The organism is Pseudonocardia alni, from assembly GCF_002813375.1.
Taxonomy (GTDB): domain Bacteria; phylum Actinomycetota; class Actinomycetes; order Mycobacteriales; family Pseudonocardiaceae; genus Pseudonocardia; species Pseudonocardia alni.
Map to the genome: position 1 here is coordinate 3,253,173 of NZ_PHUJ01000003.1, position 12,467 is coordinate 3,265,639.

A 12,467-nucleotide genomic window follows, 5' to 3' on the forward strand; every position below is an offset into this window, starting at 1 on the left:
CAGCACCCTTTGCCATCCACAGTGGGTTAGCGAGTTCGTCCGGGCACTGCTCCATCGGAGTGAAATGCCCGAGTCAGCAGCAGCGGGCGGACGGGACGCGGTCCTGACGGTCGGTCCGCTCCCGCCAGAACTCGCGCTCGCCCAGCACCGGGGCACCCGGATGGTGGGCCGCCCGATGGGCGAGGTACCGCTCGTAATCGCGCTCCCCGGCGAGTTCGCGCAGGAACGTCCAGAACGCCCGGACCCGGCTCATCCGGAGCCCCCGGTCCGCGCGAGCTCGCGCTCCTCGCGGGTGGCGACGAGTCCGGCCGGCGCCTGGATCCGGGACTCGACGTACGGGTCCTCGGAGCCGCCGGGCAGCGGGCGTCCGCGCAGCGCGGCCACCCACACCCGGACCGAGTCGGCCAGGACGATCACGATGAGCACCGCGAACAGGGCGGTGAGCACGGTGTCGACGGTCGTGTTCACGACGACCTTCTGCATCGCCTCGACGGTCGTGGCGGTGCCCAGGCTGGTCTTCCCGGCGTCGAGCGCGGCCTGGTACTGGTCGCGCTGGGCCCAGAACCCGAGCTTGGGGTTGTCGGAGAAGATCTTCTGGTAGCTCGCGGTCAGCGTGACGACGGCGTCGAACACCAGCGGCACGAGCGTGATCGGTGCGTAGCGGGCCCGGCCGGTGCGGATCAGCAGCGTCGTGCAGACGGCCAGCGCGACCGCCGCGAGCAGCTGGTTCGCGATGCCGAACAGCGGGAAGAGCTGGTAGATCCCGCCCAGCGGGTCGTTGACGCCGGCGTAGAGCAGGTAGCCCCAGGCCCCGACGATGACCGCGCTGCAGATCCAGGCACCCGGGCGCCAGCCCGTGTCGCGGAAGCGCGGCCAGACGTTGCCGACCGTGTCCTGCAGGATGAAGCGCCCGACGCGGGTGCCGGCGTCCACCGTGGTGAGGATGAACAGCGCCTCGAACATGATCGCGAAGTGGTACCAGAAGGCCCGCATCGCGTCGCCGCCGAAGACCTGGGAGAACACCGTCGACAGTCCGACGGCCAGCGTCGGCGCCCCGCCGGAGCGCCCGACCAGGGTCTGCTCCTCCACGGCCTGCGCGGCCGCGGTCAGGTCGGCGGGGGAGATCGTGAACCCGATCTGCTGCACCGCGGCGGAGGCGGACTCGACCGTCGGCCCGAGCACCGTCGCGGGCATGTTCATCGCGAAGTAGAGGCCGGGGTCGAGGATGCAGGCCGCGGCCAGCGCCATGATCGCGACGAAGGACTCGGTGAGCATCGCGCCGTAGCCGATGACCCGGATCTGGGACTCCTTCTGGATCAGCTTCGGCGTCGTTCCCGAGGCGACCAGGGCGTGGAACCCGGACAGCGCACCGCAGGCGATGGTGATGAAGACGAACGGGAACAGCGAGCCCGCCGCGACCGGGCCCTGCCCGTCGGAGGCGAACCGGGTCAGCGCGTCCATCTGCAGCGACGGCCAGGCCAGCAGGATCGAGGCCGCGAGCAGCACGACCACGCCGACCTTCATGAACGACGACAGGTAGTCGCGCGGCGCGAGCAGCATCCAGACCGGCAGCACCGAGGCGGCGAAGCCGTAGACCACCAGCGCGAGGGTCAGCTGGTTCGCGGTCAGGTGGAAGACCTCGCCCCAGGACGAGTTCTGCACCCAGCCGCCGCCGACGATGGCCAGCAGCATCAGCGCGACGCCGACCACCGAGACCTCGATGATCTTCCCCGGTCGCAGGTAGCGCAGGTAGAAGCCCATGAAGAGGGCGATCGGGATCGTCATCGCGAGCGAGAACGTGCCCCACGGCGAGTCGGCCAGGGCCTGCACGACGACCAGCGCCAGCACCGCCAGCAGGATCACCATGATCGCGAGGACGGCGACGATGGCCGCCGTCCCGCCGACCGGCCCGATCTCCTCGCGGGCCATCTGGCCGAGGCTGCGCCCGCTGCGACGGGTGGAGAAGAACAGCGTGACCATGTCCTGGACCGCGCCCGCGAACACGACGCCGACGATGATCCAGATCGTGCCGGGCAGGTAGCCCATCTGCGCCGCGAGCACCGGACCGACCAGCGGGCCCGCACCGGCGATGGCCGCGAAGTGGTGGCCGAACAGCACCCGGCGGTCGGTGGGCTGGAAGTCCTGCCCGTCGTCGAGGCGCTCGGCCGGGGTGGCACGGGTGTCGTCCACGCGCAGCGCGCGGTGGGCGATGAAGCGGGAGTAGAAGCGGTAGGCGATCGCGTAGGAGGCGACCGCGGCGAACACCAGCCAGGCCGCGGAGATCTCCTCGCCGCGGGTGAACGCGACGATCGACCAGGCGATCGCCCCCACCACCGCCACCGCGACCCAGATCGCGATCTGCTTCGGGTCGCGACGACGGGCCGTGCCCGTCCCCCCGGCCCCTGGCTCTCCCGGCCGCTCCGTCGTGACCATGCCGCCCCCTGCTCCTGCACCGTGCGTGACCGACGCCGTCGTGGCGTCGACCCGGTCGGGCACGTTACGTCGAGCAACGTTCGCTGTCACCGGTCGTGGGACCGCCGTTACCGAGTCTCGACCCGGGGTCCCGTCCGCGGGGGCGGCGGACGGGGCGACTCCGGTGTGGTCGGCACGCAGCACGGAGCCCCCGCACACCGGGCGGTGTACGGGGGCTCCGTGGGTCCCGCGCGGCCGGGGCCGCGGTGGGTCAGGCGCCGAGGCGCTGCTTCAGGGCCTCGAACTCGTCGCGGATCGAGGTCGGGAGGTTGTCCTCGCCGATCGTGGCGAACCACTCCTCGATCAGCGGGATCTCGGCCTTCCACTCCTCGACGTCGACGGCCAGCGAGGCCTCGACGTCGGAGCGCTCGGCGTCGACGCCGTCGAGGTCGAGCTGGTCGGCGGTCGGCACGAACCCGATGGGGGTGTCGACGGCGGCGGCCTTGCCCTCCAGGCGCTCGATGCACCACTTCAGGACGCGGCTGTTCTCACCGAAACCGGGCCACAGGAAGCGGCCGTCCTCGCCGCGGCGGAACCAGTTGACGTAGAAGATCTTCGGCAGCTTGTCCGCGTCCGCGCCCTTGCCGGTGGCGACCCAGTGGGCGAAGTAGTCGCCGACGTTGTAACCGAGGAACGGCAGCATCGCCATCGGGTCGCGGCGGACCTCACCGACCGTGCCGGCCGCGGCCGCGGTCTTCTCCGAGGACATGGTCGCGCCCATGAAGGTGCCGTGCTGCCAGCTGCGGGCCTCGGTGACCAGCGGGACGGTGGTCTTGCGACGGCCGCCGAACAGGATCGCCGAGATCGGCACGCCGTTGGGGTCGTTCCACTCCGGGGCGACGACCGGGCACTGGTCGATCGGCACGGTGTAGCGGGAGTTGGGGTGTGCGGCCTTGACGCCCGAGTCGGGCGTCCAGTCGTTGCCCTTCCAGTCCGTCAGGTGCTGGGGGTCGCCCTCGAGGTCCTCCCACCACACGTCGCCGTCGTCGGTCAGCGCGACGTTGGTGAACAGCGCGTTCCCGGCCTCGATGGTGCGCATGGCGTTCGGGTTGGTCTTCCAGTTGGTGCCCGGCGCGACGCCGAAGAACCCGAACTCGGGGTTGGTGGCGTAGAGCCGGCCGTCCTCGCCGAACTTCATCCAGGCGATGTCGTCGCCGACGGTCTCGGCGCGCCAGCCGGGCACGGTCGGCTGCAGCATCGCGAGGTTGGTCTTGCCGCAGGCGCTCGGGAAGGCGGCGGCGACGTAGTAGGCCTTCTCCTCCGGGCTGATCAGCTTGAGGATCAGCATGTGCTCGGCGAGCCAGCCCTCGTCGTGCGCCATGGCCGAGGCGATGCGCAGCGCGTAGCACTTCTTGCCCAGCAGGGCGTTGCCGCCGTAGCCGGAGCCGTAGCTCCAGATCTCCCGGGTCTCCGGGAAGTGGCTGATGTACTTGTCCTCGTTGTGCGGCCACGGGACGTCCGCCTGACCCTCGGCCAGGGGGGCACCGATCGAGTGCAGGGCCTTGACCCAGCGGTCACCGGCCTCGTCGAGCAGCGGCAGGATGTGCGCGCCCATCCGGGTCATGATCTTCATGGAAATCACGACGTACTCGGAGTCGGTGATCTCGACGCCCAGCTTCGGGTCCTCGGCGTCGGTCGGGCCCATGCAGAACGGGACCACGTAGAGGGTCCGGCCCTTCATGCTGCCGCGGTACAGCTCGGTCATCGTCCGCTTCATCTCGGCGGGCGCGACCCAGTTGTTGGTCGGCCCGGCACCGCGCTCGGTCTCGGTACAGATGAAGGTCCGCTCCTCGACGCGGGCGACGTCGCCGGCGTCGGACGCGGCGTAGAAGGAGTTCGGCTTCTTCTCCGGGTCGAGCCGCACGATGGTGCCCTGCTCGACCAGCTGGTCGGTGAGCCGGGTCCACTCCTCGTCCGAACCGTCGCACCACACGACGCGGTCCGGGGCGGTCAGCTCGGCGATCTCCTGGACCCAGGCCGCGACGCCCTGGTTGGTGGTCGGTGCCTTGTCGGTGCCCGGAACGGTCGCTGCAGTCATGTCGTCCTGTTCTCCTCGCCGGCCCCGGCCCGTCACCGGGGGAACTACGACGGGCCCGCGACCGGAGTCGGTGACGGGCCCAGACGGGAAAAGGTGGATTCCGAGGCTACCTGCGAAATAGTGCGCCACCCATGGGTGGAGTTGAGAGGTCAGGCACAGCACCGATCATGTAAATCGATCCAGTAGCCGACGGACGACGGCGATGTCCGCCCAGGTGACAGGCATGTCACACGAACGCAACCTGTTCCCGGTGACCGATTCGGGGACGATCCGTGACATCGGCAGGCACATTCCGGGAGAAGCGCCGTGGAAATTCACCCGCAGGCCGGAAGCGACCGTTTCAACGCATTCTCGGAACCCACTTAGGGTTTTCAGAAACGGAAGCGGTCAGCGCACCGCGGCGACGGCGCGCGCGAGCTCCGGAACCATGATCGGGAGACGGTGCGCGGTCACCTGCCAGTAGCGCGTGCCGGGGTCGCCGGCCCGCCAGGCGTCGGCGAGCCGGACGACGGCGTCCGGGTCGATCCGCCGGCGCGGCCGGGGCCGCATCCCGCAGCGCTCACGGACGCCGGCGTCGAGCGCGCGCCAGGCGTCCTCGGCGGTGGTGTGGACCGAGACCTCCGGGCGGCCCGGGACGACGTCGTGGTCCTCGGTGCCGGGATTCCCGGCGCCGTCCACGGAATCACCGGGGTGCTCCCCGAGCACCAGGGTGTAGGCGCTGACCACCTCGTACGGCACGGCTGTCTCCCGTGTGGAGTCGGCACCGGCGACCGGCACCGGTCGCCGCGGACGAGCCGTAGTGAACCAGCCGGGGCACACCGGATCCGCCGAACGAGCGTCCGACGGGGCCGCGCGTCGCCGGAACCACCCGTCCGGGCGGCCGGACGGTCACCCGTGACCGTCACGGGTGGTCACCCGGCGCTCACACCCCGCGACGAGCGGTCAGCGGCGGGCGACCGCGTGTCCGGCGTCGGCGTCCACCGCGGAGGCACCGGCCGCCAGGACGTCCCGGTGCGCGCGGCGCAGGCCGAGCCCGGCCGTCACCAGCACCACCGCGACGGCGACCGCCGCCACCCCGGACGCGACGTCCACCCCGTGCACGAACGCCTCCCGCGCGGAGGCCAGCAGGGCCGCCGCGGTGTCGGCGGGCATCGTCGTCGCGACGTCCGCAGCCCCGCCGAGGGTCTCCCCGGCCGAGGACGGCGTCCCGCCGGGGAGCACGACACCCGCCCGGTACACCGCGGACAGCACCCCGCCGACCAGCGCGGTGCCGAGCACCGCACCGACCTCGTAGGCGGTCTCGGAGACCGCGGCCGCGGCGCCGGCCTTCTCCGGCGGGGCGGCGGCGAGGATCGCGTCGTTGGTGACGGTCTCGGACAGCCCGATCCCCGCGCCGATCAGCACCGCGGCCGTCATCAGCAGCACGACGGCCGAGTCCACCTGCAGGAACAGGCAGACCACGTAGCCGGTCAGGACGAGCGCGAGCCCGGTCGCGACGAGCTGGTGCAGCGCGAACCGGCGGGCCAGCCGCGCGGCGGCGAGCCCGGCCACGACCGTCACCACGAAGCCCGGTAGCAGGAGCAGGCCCGCCTGCAGCGGCGAGTACCCGACGACCAGCTGGAGGTACTGGGCGGAGAAGAACAGCAGCCCGGTGAGCCCGAACATGGTGGTGGCGTTGGCCAGCGCGCTGTGCCGGAGCACGGGGCGGGCGAACAGCTCCAGGTCGATCAGCGGGTCCAGGCCGCGCCGCACGCGTCGCCGGTAGTGGGTGACGAACGCGGCCCCGGAGCCGACACCCACCAGCACCGACGCGACGACGGCGGGGGTCACCCCGCCCGCGGACCCCGCCAGCTTGAGGGCCAGGACCAGCGGTCCCATCGTCAGCAGCGACAGCACCACGCCGACCAGGTCGAGCCGGCCCGGCTCGGTCTCCCGCGACTCGGGCACCACCAGCGGCGCGACGACGAGCAACAGCGCCATCGGCGGCACGCTCATCACGAAGATCGAGCCCCACCAGAAGTGCTCGAGCAGCAGCCCGCCGACGATCGGGCCGAGCGCCGCGCCCGCGGCGAACCCGGTCGCCCAGATCGCCAGCGCGAGCCTGCGGTGGGTCCGGTCGAGGAACACCGACCGCAACAGCGCCAGCGTGGAGGGCATCAGCATCGCGCCGAACACGCCGAGCAGGGCGCGCGCCGCGACGAGCTGGGCGGCCGAGGTGGCGAACGTGGCGAGCAGCGAGACCGCACCGAAGCCGGCGACACCGATCATCAGCAACCTGCGGCGGCCGATCCGGTCGCCGAGGGTGCCCATGGTGACCAGCAGCCCGGCGAGCACCAGCGGGTAGACGTCGACGACCCACAGCAGCGTCGCCGCGTCCGGGCGGAGCGCGGCCGAGAGCTCCGGCAGCGCCACGCCGAGCACCGTGTTGTCGATCGACACCAGCAGCGTGGGGATCGCGAGCACCGCGAGCGCGAGCCAGGCGCGCGGCCCGGGCCGCGGCGCCACGTCCGGCCCGCCCGTGTCCATCGCCGCGCCCCCTGCGCCGACCTCCGGCCGTGCCATCGCCGTTCTCCCTCGTGCTCGTCGTCCCGTGGTGCCCGGATCCGGACGCAGCTTTACCGTCCGGACGGTACATCTTTATACCGTCCAGACGGTACAGTCCATTCCCGGCCGGGACTGTGAGGCGGGGCACGGGCACTAGGCTTCGCCCATGGCGTCCCACTCCGAACGACGGAACGCGGGGACACGGGGACCGGGCTCGGCCCGCGACCGGGTCCTCGACGCGTACGAGACGCTGCTGATCGAGCAGGGGCCCGGTGGCGCCACCCTCGACGCGGTGGCGGCGGCGGCCGAGGTGTCCAAGGGCGGGCTGCTCTACCACTTCAACTCCAAGGAGTCGCTGGTCGGCGGCCTCCTGGAGCGGCTGCGCGAACGCAGCGCCCGGGACGCCGAGCTCATGCGCTCGGACACGGCGGGCACCGTGGCCTACTACCTGCGCACCTCGATGCCGGGCAACACCTCGCCGGTCGGGCTGACCCGCACCTACCTCGCCACCCTGCGCATCGCCGACGGCACCACCTCCGGGGAGGCCGCACGGAGCGCGCTGGCCGACGTCGACGCCGACGGGCTCGCCGCGCTCGGCGAGGAGATCCACGACCCGGTCGTGGCCTGGCTGGTGCAGCTCGTCGGGGACGGCCTCTACCTGCGCACCCTGACCGGGGCACCGCTCACCGGCGGGGTGTCGACCGACGAGCTGCTCGACACACTGCGGGAGCTGCTCGCCGCCCGTTCCTGAAACGGATGAACACATCGCGCGCAGAGCGCGTCGAACCGGTCGCGCGGGGTAGTCTCCAACCCTGCACACGCACGGGGAGGGGCCCACTGTGGAGGGAACCGGCGGCTATCTCGCACTGGTCGTGGTCGGAGTGGCGATCACGGTCGTCGTGGGCCAGATCCTGCTGCGCACCGGACAGCCGTTCCTGGAGGACGTCTTCCAGAACACGGAGACGTCGCACTCCATCAACCGGCTGCTGGTGGTGCTGTTCCACCTGCTGACCCTCGGCGTCCTCGGCATGATCTCGGTGATCGACATCGAGAGCATCACCGGTGTGCAGCAGATCGTGTTCAAGATCGGAGCCGTGCTGCTGATCGTCGGGATCGCCTACGGAGTCTCGATGCTCGTGCTGCTGCGCATCCGCGAGCGGCGCCGCCAGCAGAAGGTGTCCGCGGACATCGACCGCTCCATCGCCGAGCAGCGCCGCGGCGTCGGACGGTTCCGGCGCGGCGCGAACACCGACAGCGAGGGCCGCACCCCCGCCGACCAGCCGGAGGACTGACCCCGGGCTCAACCGGGGCCTCCGGGCAGGCCGGCCACCGCGTCGGCGAGACCGTCGCCGTCGAGGTCGGTCCAGAACTCCGGACCCCGTCCCGTGTCGACGACGAGCGTCTCCGCCACGCCGTCGCCGTCGGCGTCGCGGGCGGCGGGCCCGGACACCGGGACCGATCCCGCGACGCCGGACCGGGCCCGCGGCACCCGCACCCACCAGGGGACGGGCAGCGCCGCCGCGACCACCGCACCCGCCAGGACCGTGCTCCCGGCCGGTACCGGCGGCTCAGCACGCACGGGACGCCTCCGGCAGCCCGCGGTCGGCGTCGGAGATCCGGCGCAGCAGCTCGTGGTCCGCGGCGAGCAGCACCGCGTCGCGCACCCGCCGGGCCAGCGCACGGTCCCGGGCGGAGCGGACCACCCGCACCCGGGCCGCGACGAGCGCACCCACCAGCAGGACGAGCCCCGCGAGGGCGGGCAGCACCCCGGGACCCCCGGCCGGGAGCACCCGGGCGCCGGCCGCGAGGACCGACGCCACCCATACCGCCGATCCGGACAGGACCGCCCCGGACCACGCCCCGCGTTCCCGGCCCGGTGCGACGGCGAGCACCCGGCCCGCCGCGGCGACGAGAGCCCCGCCACACGACGGTGACGGACCGTGAGTGACATGCGTCACGTGCGCGCTCGGATGCCGCAGTGCGGCTGCGGCCGCACGGCGGCGCAGGACCGGCCCGCTGCGGCGCGCCCAGGCGTCGTCGAGGGTGCGGGCGGGACCGTCGAGTGCGGCCGTCCACCACCGGACGTCGCCGGCCCGCCCCGCGCGCCGGGCCGCGTCCGCCGTCAGGCCGTCGACCTGCACCGACAACGTCGCCAGAAGATCGGCGCGGGCCTGGTCGAGCGCGGTGCGCAGCGGCGGTCCGATGCTGCCCGACAGCGGTTCCCGGTCCATGCCGGACAGTGTCGGAGGGACCGCTCCCGGGTGGATCCGTAGGACTGCGCAGCGGACCCGGGTAATCGTCGTCCCTTCTCATGGGCAAGGCTGAACCGCAGCGTGGACACGGACGAATCAGCCGACCGGGGCAACCCCACGGGCTCCAGGGACGTCCACTGATCGGGCAATACCGAAGACGCCCGACACCAGAACCGCAACCGGGCCGTGATCGCGTCGTTGGACGAGTAAGCGGACCTGTATGGAGGAAGTGTGAGCGCCGTTACGCCCGCCCGCCCGACCGTCACGCCCGATGCGAGCGCCCCCGCGCGCCCCGGGCGTCAGAACGGTGCCGGTGCCGGACAGTCGCCGTTCCCGGCGAGCCCTGCCCGACCCGGCGGGCGCGCTCCGCTGGCGCCGCAGCCGGAGGGACCCGAGGGCTTCCGCCGCCCGCGGCCCCGCCCGGCTCCGCGCCGCAGCGCGAACCCGGCGGTGTCGGTGATCGTGCCGACCCGCAACGAGGCCCGGAACCTGGAGATCGTGCTTCCGGCCATCGCCGCGGTGCGCCCGGCCGTGCACGAGGTCATCGTCGTCGACGGCAACTCGACCGACAACACGGTCGCCGTCGCGCGGCGCACGCTGCCCTGGGCGCGCGTCATCACCCAGACCCGCAAGGGCAAGGGCAACGCGATGGCCTGCGGCTTCACCGCCGCGACCGGTGACGTCATCGTCATGTTCGACGCCGACGGCTCGGCCGACCCGAACGAGATCCCGGCCTTCGTGAACGCGCTGGTCAAGGGCGCCGACTTCGCCAAGGGCAGCCGGTTCTGCAAGGGCGGCGGCTCGGACGACATCACGCTGCTGCGCAAGTCCGGCAACGCCGGCCTGAACACCGTCGCGAACCGGCTGTTCGGCACGCGGTACTCCGACCTCTGCTACGGCTACAACGCCTTCTGGGCCGACCTGCTCCCGCAGCTCGAGCTCCCGGACCCGGCCGCGCCGCAGCCCGAGGACGGCTCGATGCTCTGGGGCGACGGTTTCGAGATCGAGACCGTGCTCAACTGCCGCGTCGCGGCCGCCGACCTGACGATCACCGAGGTGCCGTCGGTCGAGCGCGAGCGCATGTTCGGCGAGACCAACCTGCGGACCTTCGCCGACGGCACGCGCGTGCTGCGTACCCTGATGGCCGAGCACCGTCGCATGGAGCAGCGCCGCAAGGCGTCCGGCTACGCCCGCTGACGCTGCTCCCACCGGCCGCCCCCGCCGGTCCGCAGCCCCATGAGGAGCGATTGCACGTGAGCGCCCTGCCGACCGCCACCGTGGTCGTCTGCGTCTACACCGAGAAGCGCTGGTTCGACATCAAGGCCGCCGTCGACTCGGTCCTCGACCAGGACGTGACCCCGCTGGAGACGATCGTCGTCGTCGACCACAACGAACGCCTGCGCGAGCGGGCCGAACGCGAGTTCGGGCCGCTCGGGGTGGTCGTCGTCGCGAACGACAAGAAGCAGGGCCTGTCCGGCGCCCGCAACACCGCGGTCGAGCTGGCCTCCGGTGAGGTCGTCGTCTTCCTCGACGACGACGCCGCGGCCCGCCCCGGCTGGCTGCACGCGCTCCTCGCCCCGTACGAGGACCCGGACGTCATCGGCGTCGGCGGGGTCGCGCACCCGAAGTGGCCCGACGGGCGTCCGCGGACGCTGCCCGGTGCCGCTCCCGGGGACCCGAACGCCACCGGTGAGCTCGACTGGGTCGTCGGCTGCACCTACACCGGCCAGCCCACCGAGCGTGCCGAGATGCGCAACCTCATGGGCTGCAACATGTCCCTGCGCGCCGAGGTGTTCACCCGCGTCGGCGGGTTCGCCGAGGACATGGGCCGGATCGGCAAGAACCCGCTGGGCTGCGAGGAGACCGAGCTCTGCATCCGGGCCCGGCAGGCCTACGTCGCCGACGGCCGGAACCCGCGCATCCTGTTCGAGCCGCGCGCCGCCGTCGACCACCGGGTGTCCGACGACCGCGTCTCCTGGCGCTACCTGCTGCGCCGCGGCTGGGCCGAGGGCATCTCCAAGGCCGCCGTGTCCAAGGTCGTCGGGACCGGGGACTCGCTGTCCACCGAGAGCAGCTACACGATGAAGGTGCTGCCCGCGGGCGTGATCCGCGAGGCGAAGGAGCGCAACGCCGCCTCCGCCGCCGCGATCGTCGCCTGCTTCGGCGTCACCGCCGCCGGCTACGTCCGCGGCCGGCTGCCCGGCGCGACCGCCCACGTGCGGCTGCCCGCGGGCCGGAACACCGGTGCCTGACCGGGCCACCGCCCCGGAGACCCCGCACCCGCACGACACCCGGATCCGCTCCTACGTCCACCAGCGTGTCCGGCTCTCCGAGGGCCAGCAGTCCGCCTGGGACCGGCTGTGGTCGACGTGGGGTTCCGAGGTCGACGACGTCGTGGCGGCCGGGGTCTGGGACCCGGCGGCGATGTTCGGCCGGACCGCGCCGCTCGTGCTGGAGATCGGGTCCGGCATGGGCGAGACGACGGCGTCGCTCGCGACGGCCGAGCCGGGGATCGACCACGTGGCCGTCGAGGTCTTCGAGCCCGGCCTGGCCCAGCTGCTCATGCGGATCGAGCAGGGCGGCCTGACCAACCAGCGGCTGTTGCGCGGCGACGCCGTCGAGCTCCTGAGCCGGGTCGTCCCGCCCGCGTCGCTGGACGGGCTGCGCATCTTCTTCCCCGACCCGTGGCCCAAGCGGCGCCACCACAAGCGCCGGTTGATCCAGCCGGAGTTCGCCGCTCTGGCGGCGTCACGGCTGCGCCCGGGCGGGCTGCTCCACCTGGCCACCGACTGGCCGCACTACGCCGAGCAGATGCGCCGGGTGGTCTCCGCGGAGCCGTCGCTGCGCCCGGACGACCACTTCCCGCTCCGTCCGGACGGCTGGCAGGACCGTCCGTCGTGGCGTCCGGTCACCAAGTTCGAGGACCGGGCCCGGCTGGAGGGACGACCGGTTCGTGACCTGCTGTACGTCGCCGACCACGCCCCCGGCACCGGTGACACACGGAGAGTGACCGACTACGGTCGGGAGCACCCCCGATCCGGATCCCCACCCGAGTGACCCCCGAAGGACGCCCGTGACGACGGTGGAGCACGGCAAGAACTCGCACCCCGCCCCCGCGGCACCGAAGCGGCCGGTCGACCGACCGCCCGGCTTCCGGCCGA

The 12,467-nt window shown here is 72.6% G+C and carries 12 protein-coding genes; 5 read left to right on the plus strand and 7 right to left on the minus strand.

Going from position 1 to position 12,467, the window contains the following annotated elements; translation table 11 throughout:
• Window positions 1–73: 73 nt before the first annotated feature.
• The 5 genes from ATL51_RS16120 to ATL51_RS16140 form a co-directional block, all read right to left on the minus strand.
• Window positions 74–253 (minus strand): YbdD/YjiX family protein, encoded by a 180-nt coding sequence (locus ATL51_RS16120; RefSeq protein WP_073576102.1) that lies wholly within the window; start codon window positions 251–253, stop codon window positions 74–76.
• Window positions 250–2,433 carry a carbon starvation CstA family protein gene (locus ATL51_RS16125; protein WP_301549050.1) on the minus strand — a complete coding sequence of 728 codons (2,184 nt, stop codon included), beginning with the start codon at window positions 2,431–2,433 and terminating at the stop codon, window positions 250–252. Before ATL51_RS16125 ends, ATL51_RS16120 begins: the two co-directional genes overlap by 4 nt.
• A 250-nt stretch (window positions 2,434–2,683) precedes the next feature.
• Window positions 2,684–4,510: a phosphoenolpyruvate carboxykinase (GTP) gene (locus ATL51_RS16130; protein ID WP_062398923.1), complete on the minus strand. Its 1,827-nt coding sequence runs from the start codon at window positions 4,508–4,510 to the stop codon at window positions 2,684–2,686.
• A gap of 387 nt (window positions 4,511–4,897) precedes the next feature.
• A complete protein-coding gene (locus tag ATL51_RS16135) occupies window positions 4,898–5,248 on the minus strand; it encodes a hypothetical protein (protein WP_100880750.1) in 351 nt (116 codons plus the stop codon).
• A 204-nt stretch (window positions 5,249–5,452) separates the two neighbouring features.
• Window positions 5,453–7,072 (minus strand): MFS transporter, encoded by a 1,620-nt coding sequence (locus tag ATL51_RS16140; protein WP_301549051.1) that lies wholly within the window; start codon window positions 7,070–7,072, stop codon window positions 5,453–5,455.
• 148 nt (window positions 7,073–7,220) lie between these two features.
• On the opposite strand from ATL51_RS16140, the gene ATL51_RS16145 reads away from it, so the two are divergent.
• Window positions 7,221–7,805 (plus strand): TetR/AcrR family transcriptional regulator, encoded by a 585-nt coding sequence (locus ATL51_RS16145; protein WP_073576103.1) that lies wholly within the window; start codon window positions 7,221–7,223, stop codon window positions 7,803–7,805.
• Window positions 7,806–7,893: 88 nt separating this feature from the next.
• The gene (locus ATL51_RS16150) at window positions 7,894–8,346 is read left to right on the plus strand and encodes a hypothetical protein (RefSeq protein WP_073576104.1); all 453 of its coding nucleotides are present in this window, start codon (window positions 7,894–7,896) and stop codon (window positions 8,344–8,346) included.
• Window positions 8,347–8,354: 8 nt separating this feature from the next.
• Here the strand turns inward: ATL51_RS16150 and ATL51_RS16155 are convergent, their stop codons facing one another.
• The gene (locus ATL51_RS16155; RefSeq protein WP_100879078.1) at window positions 8,355–8,633 is read right to left on the minus strand and encodes a DUF6802 family protein; all 279 of its coding nucleotides are present in this window, start codon (window positions 8,631–8,633) and stop codon (window positions 8,355–8,357) included.
• Window positions 8,623–9,285, minus strand: coding sequence for a hypothetical protein (locus tag ATL51_RS16160; protein ID WP_100879079.1), 663 nt, complete (start codon window positions 9,283–9,285; stop codon window positions 8,623–8,625). The genes ATL51_RS16155 and ATL51_RS16160 overlap by 11 nt, the downstream gene beginning before the upstream one ends.
• Before the next feature lie 252 nt (window positions 9,286–9,537).
• Between ATL51_RS16160 and ATL51_RS16165 the strand changes: the two genes are divergently transcribed.
• Genes ATL51_RS16165 through trmB form a run of 3 tightly spaced genes read left to right on the plus strand, consistent with a single transcriptional unit; the run spans window position 9,538 to window position 12,363 of the window.
• Entirely contained in the window at window positions 9,538–10,503 is a 966-nt protein-coding gene (locus tag ATL51_RS16165) for a glycosyltransferase family 2 protein (protein ID WP_226354421.1), read from the plus strand.
• A gap of 56 nt (window positions 10,504–10,559) precedes the next feature.
• Window positions 10,560–11,558, plus strand: a complete 999-nt coding sequence (locus ATL51_RS16170; protein WP_202417942.1) for a glycosyltransferase family 2 protein — start codon at window positions 10,560–10,562, stop codon at window positions 11,556–11,558.
• Window positions 11,551–12,363, plus strand: coding sequence for a tRNA (guanosine(46)-N7)-methyltransferase TrmB (trmB, locus tag ATL51_RS16175; RefSeq protein WP_073576108.1), 813 nt, complete (start codon window positions 11,551–11,553; stop codon window positions 12,361–12,363). Before ATL51_RS16170 ends, trmB begins: the two co-directional genes overlap by 8 nt.
• The last annotated feature ends 104 nt before the right edge of the window (window positions 12,364–12,467 follow it).

Coding starts and splice junctions, on each gene's coding strand:
- ATL51_RS16160 (WP_100879079.1), bottom strand. CDS start 9,285: ATGGACCGGGAACCGCTGTCGGGCAGCATCGGACCGCCGCTGCGCACC.
- ATL51_RS16130 (WP_062398923.1), bottom strand. CDS start 4,510: ATGACTGCAGCGACCGTTCCGGGCACCGACAAGGCACCGACCACCAAC.
- ATL51_RS16140 (WP_301549051.1), bottom strand. CDS start 7,072: ATGGCACGGCCGGAGGTCGGCGCAGGGGGCGCGGCGATGGACACGGGC.
- ATL51_RS16145 (WP_073576103.1), top strand. CDS start 7,221: ATGGCGTCCCACTCCGAACGACGGAACGCGGGGACACGGGGACCGGGC.
- ATL51_RS16120 (WP_073576102.1), bottom strand. CDS start 253: ATGAGCCGGGTCCGGGCGTTCTGGACGTTCCTGCGCGAACTCGCCGGG.
- ATL51_RS16125 (WP_301549050.1), bottom strand. CDS start 2,433: ATGGTCACGACGGAGCGGCCGGGAGAGCCAGGGGCCGGGGGGACGGGC.